This is a genomic window from Marinifaba aquimaris, assembly GCF_013328345.1.
Taxonomy (GTDB): domain Bacteria; phylum Pseudomonadota; class Gammaproteobacteria; order Enterobacterales; family Alteromonadaceae; genus Marinifaba; species Marinifaba aquimaris.
In genome coordinates this window covers 90572-114359 of the sequence record NZ_JABULX010000009.1, presented here as the reverse complement: position 1 = coordinate 114359, position 23788 = coordinate 90572, and the positions used below count along the sequence as shown (strand labels likewise).

At 42.1% G+C, this 23788-nt stretch carries 18 protein-coding genes; 12 read left to right on the top strand and 6 right to left on the bottom strand.

The features are described 5' to 3' along the window. Positions 1–44 precede the first annotated feature (44 nt). From HR060_RS08135 to HR060_RS08120, 4 genes are all read left to right on the top strand, one after another. Positions 45–770 (top strand): TetR/AcrR family transcriptional regulator, encoded by a 726-nt coding sequence (locus HR060_RS08135; protein ID WP_174199801.1) that lies wholly within the window; start codon positions 45–47, stop codon positions 768–770. 98 nt (positions 771–868) lie between these two features. Next, positions 869–3190 (top strand): efflux RND transporter permease subunit, encoded by a 2322-nt coding sequence (locus HR060_RS08130; protein WP_174199800.1) that lies wholly within the window; start codon positions 869–871, stop codon positions 3188–3190. Further along, positions 3165–3986, top strand: a complete 822-nt coding sequence (locus HR060_RS08125) for an outer membrane lipoprotein-sorting protein (protein ID WP_174199799.1) — start codon at positions 3165–3167, stop codon at positions 3984–3986. The genes HR060_RS08130 and HR060_RS08125 overlap by 26 nt, the downstream gene beginning before the upstream one ends. Positions 3987–4030: 44 nt before the next feature. After that, positions 4031–5227, top strand: a complete 1197-nt coding sequence (locus tag HR060_RS08120) for a hypothetical protein (protein WP_174199798.1) — start codon at positions 4031–4033, stop codon at positions 5225–5227. A 70-nt stretch (positions 5228–5297) separates the two neighbouring features. Here the strand turns inward: HR060_RS08120 and prlC are convergent, their stop codons facing one another. Further along, the gene (gene prlC / locus HR060_RS08115; RefSeq protein WP_174199797.1) at positions 5298–7343 is read right to left on the bottom strand and encodes an oligopeptidase A; all 2046 of its coding nucleotides are present in this window, start codon (positions 7341–7343) and stop codon (positions 5298–5300) included. A gap of 235 nt (positions 7344–7578) precedes the next feature. Here prlC and HR060_RS08110 point away from each other — a divergent pair, with 235 nt between their 5' ends. Together HR060_RS08110 and HR060_RS08105 are read left to right on the top strand one after the other, a co-directional pair. Next, positions 7579–7995 carry a helix-turn-helix domain-containing protein gene (locus HR060_RS08110; RefSeq protein ID WP_174199796.1) on the top strand — a complete coding sequence of 139 codons (417 nt, stop codon included), beginning with the start codon at positions 7579–7581 and terminating at the stop codon, positions 7993–7995. Between the two features lie 128 nt (positions 7996–8123). Next, positions 8124–10835: an FIST N-terminal domain-containing protein gene (locus HR060_RS08105; protein ID WP_174199795.1), complete on the top strand. Its 2712-nt coding sequence runs from the start codon at positions 8124–8126 to the stop codon at positions 10833–10835. Here the strand turns inward: HR060_RS08105 and HR060_RS08100 are convergent. Genes HR060_RS08100 through HR060_RS08090 form a run of 3 tightly spaced genes read right to left on the bottom strand, consistent with a single transcriptional unit; the run spans position 10830 to position 13387 of the window. Then, complete coding sequence (locus HR060_RS08100) at positions 10830–11720, bottom strand: sulfite exporter TauE/SafE family protein (protein WP_246283119.1); 891 nt, start codon at positions 11718–11720, stop codon at positions 10830–10832. The two genes, HR060_RS08105 and HR060_RS08100, sit on opposite strands and share 6 nt — an antisense overlap. Before the next feature lie 44 nt (positions 11721–11764). After that, the gene (locus HR060_RS08095; protein ID WP_174199794.1) at positions 11765–12994 is read right to left on the bottom strand and encodes an HDOD domain-containing protein; all 1230 of its coding nucleotides are present in this window, start codon (positions 12992–12994) and stop codon (positions 11765–11767) included. A 15-nt stretch (positions 12995–13009) separates the two neighbouring features. Beyond that, positions 13010–13387 carry a hypothetical protein gene (locus tag HR060_RS08090; protein ID WP_174199793.1) on the bottom strand — a complete coding sequence of 126 codons (378 nt, stop codon included), beginning with the start codon at positions 13385–13387 and terminating at the stop codon, positions 13010–13012. Between the two features lie 226 nt (positions 13388–13613). Here HR060_RS08090 and ccoG point away from each other — a divergent pair, with 226 nt between their 5' ends. The 4 genes from ccoG to HR060_RS08070 are packed head-to-tail and all read left to right on the top strand — an operon-like array spanning position 13614 to position 17245. After that, positions 13614–15032 carry a cytochrome c oxidase accessory protein CcoG gene (gene ccoG, locus HR060_RS08085; protein WP_174199792.1) on the top strand — a complete coding sequence of 473 codons (1419 nt, stop codon included), beginning with the start codon at positions 13614–13616 and terminating at the stop codon, positions 15030–15032. A 50-nt stretch (positions 15033–15082) separates the two neighbouring features. Beyond that, positions 15083–16105, top strand: coding sequence for a serine/threonine protein kinase (locus HR060_RS08080; RefSeq protein ID WP_174199791.1), 1023 nt, complete (start codon positions 15083–15085; stop codon positions 16103–16105). A gap of 48 nt (positions 16106–16153) precedes the next feature. Continuing rightward, positions 16154–16765, top strand: coding sequence for a thiol:disulfide interchange protein DsbA/DsbL (locus HR060_RS08075; protein WP_174199790.1), 612 nt, complete (start codon positions 16154–16156; stop codon positions 16763–16765). Between the two features lie 6 nt (positions 16766–16771). Further along, positions 16772–17245, top strand: coding sequence for a 2-thiouracil desulfurase family protein (locus HR060_RS08070; RefSeq protein WP_174199789.1), 474 nt, complete (start codon positions 16772–16774; stop codon positions 17243–17245). A 45-nt stretch (positions 17246–17290) separates the two neighbouring features. On the opposite strand, the gene HR060_RS08065 is transcribed toward HR060_RS08070, so the two are convergent. Continuing rightward, positions 17291–18103, bottom strand: coding sequence for a DUF4097 family beta strand repeat-containing protein (locus tag HR060_RS08065; protein ID WP_174199788.1), 813 nt, complete (start codon positions 18101–18103; stop codon positions 17291–17293). Between the two features lie 151 nt (positions 18104–18254). Further along, a complete protein-coding gene (locus HR060_RS08060; protein WP_174199787.1) occupies positions 18255–20186 on the bottom strand; it encodes a lytic transglycosylase domain-containing protein in 1932 nt (643 codons plus the stop codon). 213 nt (positions 20187–20399) lie between these two features. On the opposite strand from HR060_RS08060, the gene fadB reads away from it, so the two are divergent. Further along, complete coding sequence (fadB, locus tag HR060_RS08055; protein ID WP_174199786.1) at positions 20400–22550, top strand: fatty acid oxidation complex subunit alpha FadB; 2151 nt, start codon at positions 20400–20402, stop codon at positions 22548–22550. Positions 22551–22564: 14 nt separating this feature from the next. Then, complete coding sequence (gene fadA / locus HR060_RS08050) at positions 22565–23731, top strand: acetyl-CoA C-acyltransferase FadA (protein ID WP_174199785.1); 1167 nt, start codon at positions 22565–22567, stop codon at positions 23729–23731. The last annotated feature ends 57 nt before the right edge of the window (positions 23732–23788 follow it).

Here is a 23788-nt window from a genome sequence, read left to right as displayed (position 1 = left end):
TTTTAAAATTTAATCCGCACCGAGAATGTCCACTGAGTTTGTGTATGAATTCAAAACACAAACAAGAGAAGGTGGCTGAGCGCGAAGCGGAGCTCATTGATATTGCCCATGATATTGTAACCAAGGATGGCTTCGCAGGTTTGACGATGGATAAACTCGTCAATGCCTCCCCTTATTCCAAAGGCACCATCTACAACCACTTCTCTAGTAAAGAAGATTTGATCTCAGCACTAAGCACTCATTCTTTGAGCTTATTAATTGAAATGTTCAAAAAGCTTGAAGATTTCGACGGCAATTCAAGAGAGCACGTGCTCGCCGTCCACTTTACATATCAATTGTATTGTCAGCTAGAACCCACGCTATTCCTATGTGTATTAAGCGCTAGAACCCCTGCGGTGATGGAAAAAACCTCTCCTGAGCGCAATGCCATCATCAAGAAAAAAGAATTAGAAGTCACGGCAATGTGTGACCATGCCTTTCAACAAGGCTTAGCCGATGGCAGTTTAAAACTCTCGACTGGCGTTGCCATGCACGACTTAGTTTTTGCCAGTTGGGCAACCGGCTTTGGCACCAACGCATTATTGATAAATGCAAAAGCTGTCGAAGGCGTTTCTCGACTAGAACAAAAATACGCGCTGTTGCGCAACGTTAATTTTCTACTAGATGGCATGCAGTGGCAGCCATTATCAAGTGAATTTGATTATCACGATACCTGGAAAAAGCTCGAATTATTCTTTGCTGATTACCTCAAGCTATTAGAAGAAAGATAAAAAATTTAACCAACAAATGACGAAACGTCATTTATGTATAAAAAGACTACAGAACTTACAAAAAATACTAAACTTTAAACTTAACTGGGAGAACAGTGATGAAACTGAGCTTTATCAACGCAGTGCTCAGCCGCCCAATAATCACTATTTTATGTTGTATATTGATTGTAGCAGGGCTTGGCTACGGAACGTCTTACCTCACATTCAGAGGTGATTACAAAGTCTTTTTTGGTGACAATAACCCACAATTGCAAGGTTTTGAGGAAATGCAAAAAACCTTCAATAAAAACGACAATGTGTCGATTGTGATTGCACCAAAAAATGAAAATGTTTTTACTAATGAAACGTTCGAACTGATTTTTAAAATCACAGAAGATTCATGGCAAACACCATACTCTACCCGCGTTGATTCAATAACGAATTACCAACACACATCTGCAGAAGAAGACGACTTACTGGTTGAAGATATCTTATTAGATCCAGCCGATTTATCACCTGCAAAACTCGAATACGCCAAATCCGTTGTACTCAACGAACCTATGCTGGTTAATCGCCTTATTGCGCCTCAAGGCCATGTTGCGATGATCAACATCACGGTACAACTACCAGAAAAAGATAAAAACCAAGAAGTACTGGACGTAGTAAAGCACGTTCGAGACATGGTTGATAAATATAAGGCAGAGTATCCAGATACAGACTTCCATTTAGCCGGTATCGTCATGATGAACAACGGCTTTATCGAAGAAGCGCAAAGCGATGCCCAAACCTTAATCCCTGGCATGTTCTTAGCCATATTTATCATGCTATTGCTTATGTTGCGCTCATTCACTGGCATGTTTGCCACGATTATCGTCATTATCACATCGATTGTGGCCACTTTAGGAGGTGCAGGCTTAGCCGGTTTCTACATTTCAACACCAACAGTTAACGTACCAGTAATGGTCATGACACTCGCCGTAGCTGACTGTGTGCACATTATTGCGTCGATGCATTACTACTTACGCAAAGGCTTAAGTAAAAATGCAGCCATCACAGAGGCTGTTAATACCAACATCACGCCTGTATTTATCACAAGTGCAACCACGGCAATTGGTTTCTTAACGTTCAACTTCTCTGATGTTCCACCGTTAAGAGACTTAGGTAACATGGTTGCTTGGGGTGTAATGCTGGCATTTGTACTAGCCATCACACTATTACCAGCATTGCTAAAACTATTACCTGCAAGAGCAATCAAGCAAACTGACAATTCTAATTTCATGGAGCGTTTTGCTGAAGTTGTTATCGAAAAACGCACACCGATTTTAATTGGTTCGACCTTACTAATTGTCGCCGTGATTGCATTAGTGCCACAGAATAAAGTCAACGATGTACCTATTGAGTACTTCGATGAAAGTATTACTTTCCGTCAAGATTCAGACTTTATGGATCAACACTTAATGGGCGTTTCAACTATTGATATTGAAATCAGCTCAGGTGAAGAAAACGGTATCAATAAGCCTAAATTTATCAAACAACTCGATGACTTCTCTTTGTGGTTACGCGAGCAAGATAGAATTGATCACGTGTTCACCCTATCAGATACATTTAAGCGCTTAAACAAGAGTATGCATGGTGATGATCAAGCTTACTATCGCCTACCAGAAGACAATGAGTTAGCGGCTCAATACTTACTGATGTATGAAATGTCTTTACCTTACGGTTTAGATTTAAATAACCAGCTGAATATCGATAAATCAGCCGTCCGTTTAACACTCGCTATGGATAACGTTGGCTCTGACGAAATCCTAGCAATGGAACAAAAAGTACTGGGCTGGTTTAAAGATAATGCACCCGAATTAACAGTCCGAGGCGCAAGCCCTGCTCTGATGTTTGGTCACATAGGTGATCGCAACATGTCGAGCATGTTGATTGGCACAACGGTAGCGACAATTTTGATTTCAGGGTTATTAATCGTCGCATTGCGCTCATTAAAACTCGGCACAATCAGCTTATTGCCTAACTTACTACCTGCAGGCCTTGGTTTTGGTTTCTGGGCACTTTATTCAGGTAATATCAACTTAGGTTTATCGGTTGTAACCAGTATGAGCTTAGGTATTGTTGTTGATGATACCGTGCACTTTTTAGCTAAATATAAACTAGCAAGAGAAGCAGGAAAAACGGCGGAAGATGCTGTTCGCTACGCCTTTAGTCGTGTTGGACGCGCATTGTGGATCACGACACTCGTATTAGCTACGGGCTTTATGGTGTTGGCACAATCAGCATTCGCTTTGAATGGCAATATGGGCTTATTAACCGCTGTGATTATCGTCCTAGCCCTTATTGTTGATTTTCTATTCTTACCCGCATTTTTAATTTTAACGGATAAAAAGCAATATCCAGTCAAGGAGTCTGCGCATGCCGCTATTCAAGTTCAAAACTAAACGAATTTCTACTTATCTAACCGCAGGTTTACTCACTGCTGCGTTAGCCCCGTTTGCACAGGCACAAACGCCTGAAGAAAAAGGCTTAGAAATTGCAAAAACGCGTAAAGCAACCGACAGAGGCTGGAATAACAGCGAACAAGACATGAAAATGATCTTGCGCAACGCCCAAGGTAACGAAAGTGTTCGTGAAATGCGTAGCCGTGCGTTAGAAATAACCAATGACGGCGATAAAGGTTTAACTATTTTTGATAAGCCAAGAGATGTAAAAGGCACTGCCTTTTTATCTTTCTCTCATACGCTAGAGCCAGATGACCAATGGTTGTATTTACCTGCGCTTAAACGCGTTAAACGCATTTCTTCACGCAATAAATCAGGTCCATTTATGGGCAGTGAATTTGCTTATGAAGATATGAGCTCGTTTGAAGTCGAAAAATATGACTATAAATTCCTTCGCGATGAAGCGTGTCCAGTGCAACCTGAGCTCACTTGTTATGTTGTTGAGTCTAATCCAAAAGATAAGTTCTCTGGCTACAGCAAAACCATCGTTTGGATTGATCACAAAGAATATCGCATGTTCAAAGCTGAGTACTATGATAAGAAAAAAGACTTATTAAAGACGCTAGAATCAAGTGAATATAAACTTTATTTAGACAAATACTGGCGTGCTCATAAGCTATCTATGGTCAACCACCAAACGGGTAAAAGCACAGTGTTATTAACCGATAATATCCGTTTTAATACAGGCTTAACCGATAAAGACTTTGATAAAAACACTTTAAAACGCATTCGATAACGCGCACAGGGGCAAGTTACTTGCCCCTTCTTTTTATGCATATTATGAAAAAATTCAATCTGATCACACTCGCTTTGGCGAGTTTAGCGAGCACAAGCTTCACCAGCCAAGCAGTCGAGCTGCACAGCCAAATTGGCATTGAAGCTCGCTACTTTACTCAAGACCCCGCTCAATCCGAGCAAACCGATACACAAGGCGCCATAAGAGGCGAATTTGAGTTTTATTGGGATCTCGGTGGAAACGGCAATAACTTTATCTTCAAACCCTACTTTCGTGCCGATAGTGAAGACAGTGAAAGGCACCTTATCGATATCCGCGAAGCCATGTATTTACATGTAGGAGACGATTGGGAAGTAAGAGCCGGTGTTGGTAAAGTTTTTTGGGGGGTAACCGAAACGCTTCACTTGGTTGATATCATCAACCAGACTGATCAATTAGCGGCCTTTGATGGCGAAGAAAAGCTTGGCCAGCCTATGGTACAACTGAGCTTAATTCGAGATTGGGGTGTGTTAGAAGCCTTTGTTTTACCTTACTTTCGCGAAGCTGATTTTGCAGGCGCAGAAGGAAGACTAAGAGCGCCTTTACCTATACTCGATGAAGCGAAGTACGAGGATGATGACGAAGAAAATCACATAGATTTTGCACTTCGTTGGTCTCACACTCTAGGTGATTGGGATGTCGGATTATCATTGTTCGACGGTACTTCCCGCCAAGCAGAGTTCTTACCAACGGTGACCAAAGACGGCCTAGCCCTACAAGCCTTTTATCCTCAAATTCAACAAGCTGGCTTAGATGCACAAATGGTTTCTGGTGACTGGCTTTGGAAACTAGAAGCGATTAATCGCACAGGTGATCTAATTACTGATTACACTGCGGCAATTGGTGGCTTTGAATACACACTTGTTGGCCTATTTGACAGCGATATGGACTTAGGCCTCGTTGCTGAATACAGCTATGATGATAGAGATGATGCAGGTGTCACTGCTAATCAAAACGACCTAATTTTAGGTACGCGTTGGGTGTTAAATGATGCCGAATCAACAGAAGTGTTAATGGGCTTTAGCCAAGATTTGGACTACAGCGACACGCAAAGCCTGTTTATTGAAGGTAGTACCCGTGTTGGTGAATCGACCGTCATTAGCTTAGATGCGTGGTTCTTTACCAGTGACGACCCAGAAGAAATAAGCTACAACGTTCGCAAAGATGATTTCATCCAACTGGATGTCGCGTTTTACTTTTAAGCGACACAATCACTATAAAAAAGCCTGCAAATGCAGGCTTTTTTACTATCAATACTCAGCGGTTATGAGTTCAATTCGCATGAATACCAGAGTGAACCAGTAACGCATCCACTTTAGGCTCACGACCACGGAACGCTTTAAATAAGTCCATAGGTTCCTTACTGCCGCCCATTTCTAAAATATTATTTAAGAAAGACTGACCCGTTTCTGCATTGAAAATACCTTCTTCTTCAAAGCGCGAGAATGCATCGGCGGATAAAACTTCAGCCCATTTATAACTGTAATAACCAGCGGCATAACCACCGGCAAAGATATGACTAAAGCCGTGTTGGAAGCGATTAAAGCTTGGCGGAATAACAACTGCTGTTTGCGCACGGACTTGATCTAGGATCGTTTGCACATAACTTGCGTCAGCACCTTGCTGATACTCTAAGTGCATTCGAAAATCAAATAATGAAAACTCCAATTGACGCACCATCATCATCGCTGATTGGAAGTTTTTCGCTGCTAGCATTTTATCTAATATGGCTTTTGGCAATGGCTCGCCCGTTTCAAAATGGCCAGAAATAAACGCCAATGCTTCTTCTTGGTAACACCAGTTCTCTAAGAACTGACTTGGTAACTCAACCGCATCCCAAGCGACACCACTGATCCCCGATACTGCAGAAACATCGATTTGCGTCAGCATATGGTGAATACCGTGACCAAACTCATGGAATAAAGTCACCACTTCGTCATGCGTGAATAAAGCAGGTTTACCACCTACTGGTTTTGAGAAATTACAGGTTAGATAAGCAACAGGGTCTTGAATTTGACCCGCTTGAGTTAAACGGCGGCCTTTACAATCGTCCATCCACGCACCACCGCGTTTATTTTCTCTGGCGTAGAGGTCTAGATAAAAGCTACCGCGATGCTGACCAGCTTTATCTTCTATATTGAAAAACTTCACATCTTGGTGCCAGGTATCAATACCTCGTTGTTCAACAACCTTGATACCAAATAATTTTTCAACTGTTGTAAATAAGCCAGTTAACACTTTATCTTCTGGGAAATAAGGGCGCAGTTCTTCATCAGATATTTGATATTTAGCCTGCTTAAGTTTTTCTGCATAGTAGCTCATGTCCCAAGCTTTTAGCTCACTGACACCGTGCTCATTTTTAGCAAATTCGGTTAGCTCCGCTAATTCTTGTTCAGCTTGAGGTTTACTCTTAGCAGCTAAATCATCTAAAAAGGCAATAACTTGAGATGGGTTCTCTGCCATTTTAGTGGCCAATGACTTATCAGCGAAGGTATCAAAATCCAGTAGCTGTGCCAGTTCGTGGCGCAGTGCTAATGTCTCGTTAATAATCTCACTATTATCCCAAGTACCAGCATTTGGACCTTGATCAGATGCACGGGTACAAAACGCGTTATAAACTTCTTCTCTTAACTCTCGGTTATCAGAATAAGTCATTACGGGTAGATAACTAGGAAACTCCAGCGTAAAGAGCCAGCCTTGCTTTTCTTTTTGTTCAGCCGTTTGTTTAGCGGCAGCAATTGCCATTTCAGGTAAACCCGCTAAATCAGCTTCATCTGTAATCAGCTTGCTCCAACCTTGAGTAGCATCCAGTACATTATTACCAAATTGGCTACTTAGCTCTGATAAACGCACTTGTATTTCAGCGTATCTTTGCTGCTTCTCTTCAGGAAGAGCAATACCAGAAAGCTTAAAGTCTCTTAATGCATTGGTAATCGATTTTTGCTGTGCAGTACTTAACTCGGTAAATGACACAGCTTCAGAAATTTTGCGATACCCTTTATACAAGCCTTGATGTTGACCAACAAACGTACCGTACTCAGACAACAGAGGTAAACACGCTTCATAAGCGGCTCTTAATTCATCACTGTTCACAACTGAATGCATATGAGAAACAGGTGAAAATAATCGACTCAGTTTTTCATCAACCTCATCAAGCGGCATTACAAAATTAGCCCAGGTAGGCTCATCTATTTGCGTAACTTGTTCAATCACCTTTTTGCAATCGGCAATAGCGTGCTCGACGGCGGGTTGAATATGTTCAGGTTTGATAGCTGAAAACGGTGGTAAATGAAAATCTGATAATAGTGGGTTTGTCATGGTCTTTTCTTATCGTCAAAGGCTTTATTTAGATATGGCAACGACTTACGTGCTATTCAAGGTCAAAACACTAAAAACAATAAAACCACTCATTTAAAATGAAATTTGTAAAAAAACATGACAAAAAAGTCACAAAAATGTTCAAAAATCATCTCAATTAGCCACTTAAGACTTGAATCAGATAAAAACTTAGGCAAAATAGGGGTATTAGCAGTTTTTAACCAACATTGAGACGATGGATCGCTTCATACAAGACTTATCAGAACTTATTAGTCGTTACCAGGAAGAATCAGGAAAGCTTTTTGCTGCCTGCGCTACCAAAATCCAAGACGAATCCGACCTTGTCGATCGCGCCGAAATGATCGAAGCCTTAGATAATGCCTCTTCTCAAGCTCCTGCATTATTGCAATTAAGTACAGCCATTTTGGGTCAAGTTGAAGACTATGAGTCAGTCAATTTACCAAGAGAACCTCACCTTGCGCTAAAGGCACTAATGAAGGAACACAAGGTTAAACAAAAAGACTTAGCTGATATTGCTACTCAAAGCATCATTTCAGAAATTTTGAACCAAAAGCGCCGTATGACTGTTGAGCAAATCAAAGGATTTGCACAATACTTTGATGTACCCGTTACGACCTTCATGCAAAACTAATCGCGCTTAATTTTTAAAACCTTAACCTGCCTGCTCGCTTGAGTATTTACCACTAACAACTATAGTTCTTATAGACTTTCACTAACCTTACTTGGTTAACCCGTTGTTTACAGGTCGGTTTTTACTTAATGCACACTTGGACTTTTCAATATCAATCTAATTCACACTTTACTCAGCAATTAGAAGAACTCGACATTTTGTCACAAGTACATGGATATACTTGCTTAATTCAAGTATTTTCTGGCGTGATACAAAGTCATCACAATTTGCAAATTACCCGGTTACTTAGGGGCTTTTTCCCCGATGCTCATATCATTGGCATGACTACAGCTGGTGAAATATTTCAAGGCCAAGCGCAATCACTCACCAGTATCATCAGCATCACTATTTTTGAACACACCTGCCTACACTTTCACCTGATCCAGCAAACTGAATCCAATCAAAGTTGCGAGCAACAGTTACATTCAATCCTCAACAATACACCCGATAAATTAGCCGGTGTCTTGTTATTGACCACGCCGCTAACAGTAAATAGCGATCAAGCCATGCGAATGATACTGGCAGCTAAAACAGACTCGGTATTATTTGGCGGCGGCGCTGGCGATAATGGCGCGATGCTTGAAAGCTTCTTATTTGATGAAAAAGGTTATCACGACCAAGCTATAGCAGTAGTCATGTTCGAAGGCGAACAACTCAGTATCTTTCCCCATGCCCACTTAGACTGGCAACCCGTTGGTCGCAAAATGACAATCACCAAAACTCAAGGACAATGCATTGAAGAGGTCGATCACAAACCGGCCATCGACATCTACAAAAATTACCTTGGCATTAAAGATTTTGAAGACAGCTTTTTTGCTGAAGCACTTGAGTTTCCGCTGTTAATTGAAAAAGGCAATACCACACTTGCCCGTGTCCCCGTTTCTACAAATGAAAACGGCGGTTTGTCTTTTATCAGTGACGTAAAAACAGGTGATACGGTACAGTTGGGGTTTGGTAATGTTGACTGGATTAAACAATCGAGTTTGCAGAGGTTTGATCAATACAGTCATCAAAAAATTGAAAGCTTTTTTGTTTACAGCTGTGGTTGTCGGCGTTTCTTTTTACAAGAAGGTACCAGTATAGAATCAGCAGATTTAGAGAAAATTGCCCCTACAGTTGGCTTTTTCACCGCAGGTGAATTTTTTAATCACAACCAAAATAAAGACATGCTGAACCTAGCATTTACGTGTGTCGGCATGACGGAGAAAAACCAAAACCAAAACCACAACGTGATTGAAAAGCCAACCATGGCTTTTCAGCAAAAAAGCTTATTGCCCAGCTCCAGCGATTACTATGCCGAAAAACATGTCAGAGTACTGAAAAAGCTGACTAATTTACTCAACATCGCGACTCAAGAAATCGAGAATTCACTCGATAGTGCTAATCAAGCCAGTCAAGCAAAAGGGCGTTTTCTCGCGAATATCAGCCATGAAATTAGAACGCCGTTAACCTCAGTCATGGGTTATGCAGAAAGATTGCTAGAAAAAGACGTTGACCAAGATACCTTGCAAAACGCTGCGGACAAAATCATTACCAATGCAGAGTTTGTTAAAGACATTATTAATGATGTACTCGACTTTTCTAAGATGGAAGCCAACCAATTAGAGGTACACAATACAGAAGTGAGTACTTGCAAACTTTTACATGACATCCTGAATTTAATCGAACCTCAAATACAAAACCCAGACGTCAGCTTTGAACTCGATTTAGACTTTCCATTACCAGCCAAAATTCTAGTAGATGACGTCAGACTAAAACAAGTCGTGCTTAATTTGCTAAGTAATGCCATCAAATTTACCAACCAGGGGAAAATTAAACTATCAGTCAAATACCAAGCAAGTACCTTATCACTAGCCGTGCAGGACACGGGCATTGGAATGACAGAAAGCCAAATTGAGAGACTTTTTAAACCTTTTGAACAGGCTGATTTAAGTACCACCAGACAATACGGTGGTACAGGTTTGGGTTTAAGTATCTCTAAACAACTTTCCAAAATGATGCAAGGTGATATTAAGGTTCAAAGCTTAGTTGATTTAGGAAGTTGCTTTACTTTTTACTGCCAAGCGCCAGCGCTAAATGACGAACAATTGAACCAAGCCATTTGGCTTGAACAGCAAGAGCAAATGCAACACCCAACGGCAGAAGAGTTCAACGTCAATGCCAAGGTGCTTTTAGTTGAAGATCACCAAGATAATCAAGCTTTATTTAAGGAAGTATTTGAATTACACGGCTTGTCTGTAGAAACTGCTGACGACGGTGAACAAGCCGTAGAACAAGCCTTAGCTGAACATTTCGATATGATTTTTATGGATGTACAAATGCCCAAAATGGATGGCATCAGTGCAACTCAATTACTCAGAGCAACGGGGCTTGATACGCCCATTATCGCCTTAACCGCGAATGTGATGAGTCACGAAATAGCAGAATACTTAGCAGCTGGCTTTAGTGATCATTTAGCCAAGCCGTTAAAGCAAAATGAGCTGAGTCAGGTTTTATCTAAACATTTAGCAATGGATATTGATCAGCAGCCTGATATTCAAATTGATATTGGCGAATATGCGGATAAATACAGCCAACAATTAACAGCAGATATAGATGCGATGCAAATGGCATTAGCACAAAATGACATGACAGCAATGAGTAAACACGCTCATCGTATTAAAGGCAGTGCTGCCTCGTTTGGTATGCCAACAGTGGCACAACTGGCAGGAGAAATAGAAGAGCTTGCCAATGCAGGACACGTTAATGCCATCGCAGCACCACTTAACTTACTGAGTGAATTGGCCGATGACGACTTATAAGGTCGCAATCCCCACAATCAGTACCCAAAGCGCAAAAAATACCTTCAGGCGACGCGCAGATAACCGCGCGACTAAATGACGAGCCAATAGCCCCCCTAGCACAGCGCCGGGGCCAGCAAATAACACCACATGCCAATATACATTGGGTTCAAACAGCCAATGTTGTGGTGTTGATGTCCATACGATAATGGCAGACACCACAACTGCAGAGGCAACGGCCATTGTTACATCAAAGCGTCGTAAAATCAGATAAATAGCCATAACTTCACCGACACCGACAGACAACCAAGCAGTGATAATTCCACCAAAATAGCCAATTAAAATTAGCGCTACGACGTCATACCACTTCAATAAGTCAGGCGCTTTATCATGCTTGATCTTATAAACCGAAAATAAGATGCCCACACCCAATACAATGGAGAAAATACTGAAAACGTGGTGCAGAGACGACGGTGAGGCGAGATCAAAGCCATAAACACTCCACAAGCCAAGTATGGTCGGTAATAGCGTCACAAGAACAATGGGTTTAAAAGCTTGCCAATGTTCATCATAGGCTTTTTCTCGGCGATAAAAAGCGCACCAAGTTAGCGCACCGGCAGTCATACCAAAACATTGAATAGTAAAGCTAGTTGCAACAGCCTGCAGCTCGGTAAAGCCCAGTTGATTAAACATGGGAATAAATACGACTCCCCCGCCCGCACCCGTCGAGTTGGCAAAAATAGCGCCGAGCACACCGAGGAATAGAAAAGAAAAGTAGTCTGAAATTACGTCGAAAGTATTGGGAATGCTAAATAAAGTAATTAGCCATAACGTCAAACCAACAACTAGAACGGGGAAGCGTTTTAATCCCAGTGGCATGCGTTTTATAGCGTTTAATCGACTCAACTTGATCTACCTTTGACGAAATAGGTCTGATTTATAACGTGATTTTATTCAGACAACAAGTGATATACGTTCTCTTTCGTAAAGTTGATCGCCTGTAAGGTATTCAAGCTATTTTTGTCCATTTGATAAGCATGCAAGATTTCTTTTGCCTGACCAGGCTCTAAAATTTGAGCCGAAGCGAGTGTTTTATATATACAAAAGCCGCGAGCTTGCATGTAAATACTCGCTTGAATAGGTTGTTCACCCGTATTTTGTACCACATCAACCAAATCTAGATTAGGTGTGTCTAAGGTGGCGCTGACATGTGGCAGCAAGCTAGGTGAAAAGTTAAAGAGCTTGGCCAAAGCATGAGGTGTTGGCTGATAATCCGTGACTAAAGACAACCTGAGATCATCTCTAAGCTGCATGGCTTTTTCTTGCGCTGAAGCTTTTACAATTTTGGCTTGCGCCGTATATAAATGGGTAAAAACAAATTCGGGTAAAATAGCCATCGCAGCATATAAATAAGCACTTACCGCGTCTTCGCCTTTCGATTTAGCTAACTTATACGCCGCGAATGCTGTCATTTTTTGGAATTGTAATAATCGCCCCCAAACTGACTTCATCATTCCTGCGTAAAGTTTATAGCTGTGCTCAATAATTAAGTGCGGTAGTAGCAGGCTCACGCCTTTTGTGCCGAATATATTGAGTGCTGCTTTAACGTCTTTACACTCACCATTGATATTCAAGCCCATCGCATTGCGGACCGACGCACTATTGGCTAATCGAATATAGTCATTAACCAACCATTCGCACGGTGTGACTTGTGCAATAAGTTGGTTGGTAGAAAGTGTAGAGGAAGCTAAATCAGCAAAAATGGGTTTTAAATAAGAGAGATCTTTGCCGTCAGCAAGGTATTTGAGCGGTTTGGTAATGACCTTATCGAGCTGTTTTTCTAGCATTAAATCAATACTGTGGTAAACCGAATCGATTTGCTCTTGTCTGCGTTTTTTCTCAATTGCACGTTTGCGAATGGCTTCTACTTCAATATCTAAGCGGACTCGATTGGCCTCTTCTTGAGCTAGCTCAGCTTCAATATCGAGTTCGTGATCTTTAGGTTTGCCAAGCGCAATATATTGAGCAATACGATTATCAAATTCAGCTAATTGAAACTCATCTTCTTGTGCCATTTTCATCGTGTAAGCGATGAGTTTGGGCGTTTTTTTAAAGAGTTTTTCAGGCAAAGGCGCCGATGCGTCGCCCTCAAAAGGTAAATCGTCAAACATATCACTCATGCAAAGAGCCTAAATTTAGAAAGCAAATATGCTTTTAGCTTGGTCAATACGGCCACAAACCGTTTTGGTATTTTCTGTACTCAGAATACCGTGACCTTTGTTGCCTTGACAATAGTCTTGATAAAAAGCCATTAAGCCCGTTTTTGATTGGACTAGGTCATTGACAAAGTTAGACTCGGCGCGACTGAAATTTGGCCACTCGTTGCCAATGGTTTTTTTGATATCTTGATATGAAAAGTCTTTCAACTTTTGTGTTCTGTCTTTTGCGGTTTCTAACGTGTCATCCACTAAACCGTCAAGCCAACCTTGTACTGGCTCTCTAAACTCGGGTTGCTGCCATGCATAATGAAGTCCTGCAAGTATCATAATTAAATAAAATAATTTCTTTAACACAGCTAACACCTTGCATTATTTGATCTTAAACAGTCTTTCACTGCTTTTATGTTTTTTGTTAGCTTAGAACAACTTATAATTAAGCTAAACTAAAAAGCTAACTATGGACAAAGCTAATTTACCGTATTCAGTGCAAACAGCAAAATAAATCACTGTTTTAACATTTTGAATAAGGTGTAATAGTGTCAATCCACGCTTTCATACGCTTGCCGTTAAAGAGCTAATTATGAGCCACGAGAAAGACAATCAGGTACACAAAATTGAGATCCAGCAACCTGTGGATCTCGTCAGTAAAAAGTACGCAAGTCGCAGCCGCATTTATGTGCGCGCAGTCGAAGGCATCTATCAAAAGCTAAGGCAGCGCATTGGCTTTATCTTTATGGCATTGTTTATGGTCATGCCATGGCTGCAATACAACGACCGCCAAGCGTTATTGTTCGATATTGAACAGCAACAGTTCCATATTTTCTCAATGACCTTGTGGCCGCAAGATTTAACCATACTTGTCTTTATCTTTATCATCGCCGCGTTTGCTCTGTTTGTGGTGACTACTTTTTTAGGTCGAGTATGGTGCGGCTATACCTGCCCCCAGACGGTTTGGACCTTTATTTTCATGTGGTTTGAAGAAAAGCTCGAAGGTTCTCGCCACCAAAGGATGAAACTAGATAAGCAGCCCAACGACTTTAATAAAGTTTGGCGCAAAACCGCTAAACACGCCTCTTGGATAGGCTTTTCTCTATTTACGTCACTGACATTTATCGGCTATTTCACGCCAATCGATAAACTGTTTGTTGATTTTCTAACATTCAATTCGACCTTCTGGTATGCCTTTTGGGTACTGTTTTTCACATTCTGTACATACGGGAATGCAGGCTGGATGCGTGAGATCATGTGTACGCACATTTGTCCCTATGCGCGCTTTCAATCAGCAATGTTCGACAAAGATACTTTTACTGTTTCTTACGACGCCAATCGAGGCGAGAACCGCGGCCCACGTGGACGTAAACAAGACCCTAAAGACCTTGGCTTGGGCGACTGTATCGACTGTAATTTATGTGTTCAGGTGTGCCCTACTGGTATCGATATTCGCAACGGCTTACAATACGAATGCATTAATTGCGGCGCATGTATCGATGCTTGTGATGGTGTAATGGAAAAAATGCGCTACGAAAAAGGCTTAATTAGCTACACCACAGAGCATGCACTTGAAGGTAAACCGACTAAACTATTTCGCTCTAAGCTAATGGGCTATTTGGTTATCTTAACTGTGATGACAGCAGGGCTCATTTATAACATAGCCAGCCGCGTACCATTTGAGTTAGACATTTTACGCGATCGCGGTCAGCTTTATCGCGAAACATTTACTGGCGAAATTGAAAATACTTATACGCTGAAGATCTTAAATAAATCTCAACAAGAGGCAGTATTTACACTTTCTACCCGTGAACTGCCAGAAGCAAAGTGGCTTGGTGATAACGCCATTAAAGTTGCACCCGGCCACGTCACAACACTGCCGATCAGCTTAGTGGTCGATCCTTACCTACTCGATATGCCGATTAACGATTTTAACTTTGTGATCAAAGCTGAATTTGCCGATGGCACGAGTGATAGCATAGAGCAGGAAAGTCGTTTCTTTAAACGTTAGGCGTTAATCATGCTAAGCTATTGAGTAATTTAATTGACGGAAATAGCTTAGTGTCTAACTCTTGTTCAGCCGATGCTTCATCGGCTTTTGCCTTTGCCACTCTCACACCTGAATTGATCTTAGATGCCATCGAAAGTACTGGCATTTATGTCACATCAGGCCTACTCCCTCTGAATAGTTACGAAAACCGCGTCTATCAATTTAACGCAGAAGACAGAGAAGGCAATCAGGCAAAATACGTCACTAAGTTTTATCGCCCTGCTCGCTGGAGCGATGAGCAAATCCAAGAAGAACACGATTTTGCCTTTGAATTAAGTGATGCTGAAATTCCTATGGTGGCGCCATTAAAAATAAATGGCCAAAGTATCATTCACTATCAAGGTCATCGCTTTAGCTTATATCCATGCCGCGGGGGACGTTCTTTTGAAAATGACAATCTCGATCACCTCGAATGGATGGGGCGCTTTATTGGTCGCATTCACACTGTTGGCAGTAAAAGTACATTCAAACACAGACCTACTATCAACAAAACAGATTACCTAGATCTCGCCAGACAAAGCATCATAGATAGCCAAATGGTGCCGATGCAAATTGAGACCGCCTTTTTTACCATTTTGGATCAACTGATCAGTGATACCAAACAAGCTTATCAAGTCACGACACCAGAAATTCGCTTACACGGGGATTGCCACCCAGGAAATATTTTATGGACAGATGCCGGCCCACATTTTGTTGATTTAGATGATGCACGTACAGGCCCAGCAATCCAAGATTTGTGGATGATGTTATCAGGCAATAGGCAACAACAAGAGTTACAACTCGATGTGATGTTAGAAGGTTATCAAGAGTTCGCCGAGTTCAATAGCAGTGAGTTAAAACTGATCGAACCTTTGCGCGCATTACGTTTAGTGCATTACATGGGGTGGATCGCAAACCGCTGGCAAGACCCTGCATTTCCAAGAAACTTTGCTTGGTTTGCCGAGCAAAAGTACTGGGAGGGACAAATTCTCGCGTTAAAAGAGCAAGTCGCCGAGTTAAACGAAAAACCTATACGTTTGCTGTCTGGTTTTTAAATGTTAAGCTAAAGCCAGATAATTGAGATACAAATTTCAGGATCAAGAATGAAAAAATTACTTTTAACACTCGCTACTGTTTGTTTATTACCTTTCGCTGCACTGGCTGCAAAGTACGAAGAAGGCAAACACTATGAAGTGATCGCACAAGCTGCGACAGCTAAACCAGAAGTAAAAGAGTTCTTCTCATACTACTGCCCACACTGTTTCCAGTTTGAGCCAATCATTAAAGACTTAAAGAAAAAATTACCTGAAGGCGTTAACTTAGACAAAGTTCACGTTAACTTCTTACCTCCGCGTAAACCAGAACAAGCGAACTTACTAACAAAAGCGTTAGCCAGTGCGCAATTATTAAAAGTTGAAGAGCAAGTAAGTGCAAAAATCTTTGAAGCGATTCACGTGAAAAAACAACAAAACTTCACAGAATCTGGTATTCAAGGCATGTTTGCTGCTGTCGGCATTGATGAGAAACGCTTCGCTTCTGTTTTCAACAGCTTCATGGTTAACGGCCAAGTCGGTCAGATGGCTAAAGCTCAAAAAGAAGCGCAAATCCGTGGTGTACCTGCTGTTATCGTTAACGGTAAGTACCGCGTATTAGGCGGTGTAGCTACAACTGAAGAATACATTGAGTTAGTTAATCACTTAACAACTTTAAAATAAACAAAGATGAAAATCGCTAAAGAGCCAGTTCTCGTTAGCGCTTGTTTATTAGGCCAGCCCGTGCGTTATGACGGGCAGGCCAAATCCTACCCCCACCCACTTTTTACCGCGCTTTCAGCCCTTAATCTGCTTCATTCATTTTGCCCAGAGTGTGCAGGTGGCTTACCGACACCGAGACCACCAGCAGAGCAACAATCAGATGGCCGAGTGATCACCCATCGAGGAATAGATGTCACCGAACAATTTGCCACTGGTGCAAAAAAGGCCTTAGCCCTATGTCAAGCAGAGCACATTAAATATGCCGTACTCAAAGCCAATAGCCCGTCTTGTGGTAATGAGCAAATATACGATGGCCAATTCGAAGGCCGTTTAATTGCAGGTCAAGGTGTGACAGCTAAACTGCTGACAGCACATCAGATACAAGTATTTAACGAACATCAACTCGACGAATTAACCAAATTGCTCGAGCGTCAGGCATAAAAAAAGCGAGGTCTTTAGCCTCGCTTTTTTGCTTTCATTATAAGTTTAGTTAATCACTTGTAATGAACCAGAACCATCTTCTAATAATTGATATTGGTTAACATTTACTAACTTGATATCACCACTGGCATCAGAGATTTCCGCTTTACCTGCAACATCTGATAGCTTGATATCACCACTTAAATCGTTGATTTTGATGTTGCTTGATGCATTTTTTACATCCACATCACCTGAAGCATCTTCGATATTAATTTGGCCATCAATCGCGACTAATTCGATTGAGCCAGAGCCATCTTCAATATTTAAACGACCCGATACATTTAATAATTCAATATCGCCGCTGCCATCTTCGATGTTCACATTGCCTTGAATTTCGTCTAACTCAATGCTGCCAGAACCATCGACAACAGTAATGCTATTTTTCATATTGCGAATAACAATATCACCGCTGTCATCAGAGATATCCAATGAAACAGAGTTAGGTACAACCAGTTTTAAATCGATGCGTTCTGCTTCTTGCCAGCTGTTTTGAAAAGGCTGCCAAACTTTACTGTTGATTTCTACGGTGTCACCATTTTGTTTAACCGTTAAATTATCCACCACTTCAACTTGGCCTGAACCCGAGTATAAAACAGCGCTTAATTTAATTTGGTTAGTGTCAGCGCCTGTGATGGCTAGGCTTCCCGCACCAGCATTAATATTGACTTGTTGTACGTCTGCCGCTTGATATGTCTTTTCATGCGTTTGTGTTTGCATGTCCTTATCGTGGCCTATCACTACTACGCAACCTGACAGGGTTAATACCGAAGTAGCAACAAAAGCACTGATTGCGGTTTTAACTGGGCTAAACTTAAACATGGTCATCTTCCTAATTGGTTATTTTAATCATATACAACCTATTAGCTACAAACACCGTGCCAAATTTAAAAAACCATAAAAATCAATAAATTAAAAAACAAAACAAAAACAACCAAAACAAAAGTGGTCAAAAACACTAAATTATGGCTAATTATTTAGCCAGCTGTATTTTACCGCTTGCAACGGGTGAAAAAATATCTGTACTGGTGCCAAGTAGATATTCATAGACTTGTTGATAAGCCAATACACTCTTTACGTATTCACGTGTTTCTTTATACGGAATCGTTTCAATCCATATATCTAAGTCGACGGGCTCCTCTTCAGGTAGCCATTCTATCACGCGATAGTAACCTGCGTTATACGAGGCAATCGCAAGTGTTTTTTGGCCATCGAAACGTCTGATTAAATCCGACAAATACCGTGTACCCAAATTAATATTGGTACTGGGGTCGAGTAATTTGCGTGTCGAGATTTTCTTACCTGCTAACTGTTTAGCGGTTCCCGGCATTAATTGCATCAAACCTTTCGCCCCTGCGCTAGAGCTCGCATCATGCATAAATGTCGATTCACGACGTGCTATTGCATAAGCTAATGTCAAAGGTAACTTATTGCGCTTTGCGTAACGGGTAAACTCTTTTTGATAAGCCAGTGGGAAGCGAATTTTCACATCATCGGTAAAGCCCGCCTGTGAGATCGTTCTCAATGCTTGGTCATGCCAACCCCATTCAGCTGCCATTAACGCCGCAGCGGCTTCTTCTTCTTTAGTTAACGAGCGCTTAAAGTGCCACCATTCTCGTCGAGCCTGTGTCAGCCTGCCCAACTCCCTAAGCTCTTTAGCACGTCGAGCTGCGGGGGCTTGTGCTAACGTATCTAAAACATATTGTCGCGTAACATAAGGAATATCATTCATATTGACCTTCTGGCCGGCTTTAGCAGCAGCCAAAAAGCCATAGTAATGACGCTTTTGTCCTATGCTTTGCATTTTACTGGCAGCACTTTGCATCATGCCCATTTCGCTTTGCGCCCGAGATAACCAATATTGATAAATCAATTCTTCGGATAATGGATGAGGTAAGGTTTCAATAAAGCGGGCGACTTGCACCCAATCTCTTTGGTGTAGATAACTCGCTAAATACCAATGCGCGATGCTTTTATCAATTTCTGAGCGTGGGATCTGCTCAAAGTAACGCAGCGCGCGTTTATCGCCTTTGGTTGCTAACGCAATGCCAAAAGCGCGATTAACAATAAAGCGATCGCCTTGATCAAAACTAAACTTAGCCTGTGCTTGTTGCCAAGTAGCCAGCGCCTTTTTGGGGTCACGCCAAATTAAACGCTTTAAGCCATAAACTAAAACGTCAGTATGTTCGCGATCCGTTTTTTTAATTCGGCTTAGGCGGCTGATATAACTAGGATCACGACGCGTTTTATGCCACAACTTACCCCAAGCTTGGTCTTTACTCGGCAATAAACCAATCAAATAGGGTAGCAAGGTATGTTTGCCACCATCAGCGGCTAATTTGATACGCGCTTTAACATGTTCAGTGGTCCGATAACCTTCTCGTGCCCAACGACTAAATAACACATCACATGCTTTTGGCTGTGACTGGCCTACTACCCAAAGCGCTTCAATATTGTCAGCAATAGTATGGAATTTAGCCCCAATGGCTAGGTCTGCACGCAATTTATAACAATTAAGCTCAGTATTTTCGGTTTGTCGGTAGTCATTTAAGAACAGTACCGACTCGCCTTTTTTTGCTAAATAAGTAAGCCAAGCTTTACGCAGTGGCCATTCAAGCGGCGTACCTGTGTAGAGTTTGAGAAAATGGCGAATGCGTTTTTTATTGACTAAATAAGGGTGCTTTTTCAGATAGGCCAATTCAACATAAGGCGCAAGCGGGTAATCGCCCAGCTGTTTAACGGCTTGGCGGTAGCTTTTGGTGCGTCCTTTCTTCGCATCGTACTCAGCTCGTTTAAATAATTTGCGTTGCTTTTCGAGAGAATCGTTTGATGCTACGGCAGAGGTAGCAATACTTGACACTGCGTAAACTGCAATTGCCAAGATCGACATGAGAGCTTTTTGCATTCAGTCCTGATTTGTTCATTAACTAAGCTTAGTATGACTACATACTTATATGAAGGTGAATTTGGATCAAGTCCTAAGCGGCAGAATTCATCGAAATTAAAGACAAAAAGTGTGAACAAAGATTTTCAAACATGCGTTTGAAAATCAGCGATTTAACACTAAGCTAAAAATAATAATAAAAGGGAAAATCCCTCCAACGCTTTGGAGCTCTAAATGATATTTGAAGGCCAAGCCATTAAGGCTGACTTTATTGAAGCAGGAATTGCAGAACTTGTTCTCGATCATCCTGGCTCAGTAAATAAGTTTGACCGTACAACGCTAGCAGAATTTAAACAGTGTATTGATGCCTTAGCAGACAATGCTCAAATTCAAGCGCTCATCCTCAGAAGTGCCAAACCCGCATTTATTGTCGGGGCCGACATCACTGAATTTATCCAAACTTTTAAGCTCGAAGACCCCGAGCTATTAAAATGGATTAAAAACGCCACCGACATTTTCGATGCGTTGGAAGATTTACCTTTTGCCACTATCTCTGCCATTAATGGCTTCGCTCTAGGTGGTGGTTGCGAAACGATCTTAGCGACAGACTATCGCGTGCTGGATGAAACCGCACAAATTGGTTTACCTGAAGTGAAGTTGGGTATTATGCCAGGCTTTGGTGGTACCGTTCGCCTGTCGCGCTTAATTGGTGCCGATAATGCGATGGAGTGGATCACCACAGGTAAAACACACAAACCACAAGAGTGCTTAGCCGTTGGCTTCGCAGACAGTGTAGTTAGCAGCGATAAATTAGAATCGGCAGCGCTTAACTTAGCTAGAAAACTTGCTCACGGCGAATTTAACTGGCAAGCCAAGCGCGCAGAAAAGCTATCTCCGTTAAATTTATCCGTCACAGAAAAAGCCATGAGCTTTAATGTGGCAAAAGGCATGGTCTTTGCCAAAGTAGGTAATCACTACCCTGCTCCACATGCAGCGATTGAGTGTATTGAACGCGGAGCTGATCACAGCCGTGAACAAGCCATGGCTATTGAAAATGAAATTTTTGTCCGCTTAGCGAAAACACCAGAAGCTGAAGCACAAGTTGGCATTTTTATGGCCGACCAATTAGTCAAAGGCAAAGCCAAAAAAGCGACGAAAACGGTTGATAAAACCGAGCGCAGTGTGGTCATAGGTGCAGGCATTATGGGTGGCGGTATTGCTTACCAATCAGCATACAAAGGCACACCGATAACTATGCTAGACGTCAGCCAAGCAGCACTCGACTTAGGACAAGCCGAAGCAGCTAAATTATTGGTTAAACAAGTAGAGCGCGGTCGTATTGATGCCGCTAAACAAGCGAAAGTGCTAAACCAAATTACCCCATCAATGGATTACAAAGCGGTTGCCACGGCCGATATCGTCGTCGAGGCGGTGACAGAAAACCCAGCAGTGAAAGCGAAAGTACTTGCTCAAGCTGGCGAGCACTTGAATGAAAATGCCGTGCTAACAACAAATACATCGACAATTTCGATAGACCAATTAGCCGAATCTATAAACGCGCCAGAGCGTTTTTGTGGCATGCACTTTTTTAACCCTGTACACAAAATGCCATTAGTAGAAGTCATTCGCGGTAAAGCAACCGACGATGCGAGTATAAATAAAGTGGTTAGTTACGCCCAACAACTGGGTAAAACGCCCATAGTGGTAAACGATTGCCCGGGCTTTTTTGTCAACCGAGTACTGTTTCCTTACTTCGCAGCTTTCAACCAATTGTTAGTTGAAGGTGTCGACTTTGCGACTATTGATAAAGTCATGGAGAAACAATTTGGTTGGCCTATGGGGCCCGCTTATCTGCTTGATGTCGTCGGGCTTGATACCGCGTGCCATGCACAAAAAGTCATGGCCGCAGGGTTCCCTGAGCGTATGCCAGTACCCGAAAATAATTTACTCGAGGTCTTTTACCAAGCTGAGCGCTTAGGACAAAAGAATGGCCAAGGGTTTTATCACTATGGCGTCGATAAAAAAGGCCGCCCGAAAAAATCAGTTGATGAAATTAGCCAACAAATTATTGAGCAATCAGCCGGACAAACAACCGAGCTAGACAGTGAAACGATCATCGCTCGCTTGATGATCCCTATGATCAATGAATGTATTCGCTGCCTAGAGGAAGGCATTATTGCCAGCGCAGAAGAAGCCGATATGGCGTTGATTCTGGGGCTTGGTTTCCCGCCATTCAGAGGTGGTCCATTCCGCTACTTACAGCAAATGGGCATGGCACAGTTCATTGAACAAGCGAAAGCATTTGAGCACTTAGGTGCGATTTACCAAACCACGCAAGGTTTAGCTGAAAAAACAGCTGAACAACAAAGCTATTTAGCGCAATAAAAGGGGATAGCAAGATGAAATCAGTAGTGATAGTTGATTGCTTACGCACCCCAATGGGGCGCTCAAAAGGCGGTATTTTTAGAAATGTACGCAGTGAAGATTTATCTGCTGAACTGTTAAAAGCACTAGTTCAAAGAAATCCAAACATTGATGTAAACGAAGTTGAAGACATTGTTTGGGGTTGTGTAATGCAAACCCTTGAGCAAGGCTTTAACGTAGCGCGAAATGCATCTTTACTAGCCGGCCTGCCAGCGCATATTGGGGCCGTTACAGTTAACCGTTTATGTGGTTCTGCGATGCAGGCTATTCACGATGCTGCCAGAGCAATTATGTGCGACCAAGGCGAAATTATGATCGCTGGTGGTGTTGAACATATGGGGCATATTCCGATGACTCATGGTATCGACTTCCACCCCCTACTGGCTAAAAACATAGCCAAAGGTGCAGGTAGCATGGGCTTAACGGCCGAGTTACTATCAAAAACTCATGGTATAGATAGATTGATGCAAGATGAGTTTGCTGCGCGTTCTCACCGTCGCGCCCATTTAGCAACTATTGAAGGCCGATTTGATAGCGAAATTTGGCCTATTCTTGGCCATAACGCTGATGGTGAACTCATTAACGTTTACCACGACGAAGTGATTCGCCCTGAAACCACAGTTGAGGGGTTGGCTAACTTAAGACCCGTATTTGACCCTGCTCATGGCACCGTCACGGCAGGTACATCTTCAGCCTTATCAGACGGAGCAGCTGCCGTATTATTGATGTCTGAAGAACGTGCACAAGCTTTAGGCGTTAAACCTATTGCCCGCATTAAATCGATGGCAGTAGCTGGGTGCGATCCATCAACGATGGGCTATGGCCCAGTACCCGCAACCCAAAAAGCATTACAGCGCGCAGGACTAACAATTCAAGATATTGACCTATTTGAATTGAACGAAGCGTTTGCCGCACAATCTTTACCTTGTATTAAAGCATTGGGTTTAATGGATGTGATGGATGAAAAAATTAACTTAAATGGCGGCGCAATTGCTCTTGGCCACCCACTGGGGTGCTCAGGTGCACGTATTAGCACCACCTTGCTTAACTTAATGCAAAGCAAAGATGTCGAGCTAGGCTTAGCCACTATGTGTATTGGTTTAGGCCAAGGTATTGCCACTGTATTTGAACGCGTAAATTAACTTTACAGCCCCTTCGGTCTGCACTTTGCCTTACTTGAAAAGCGCAAGGTGCAGGCC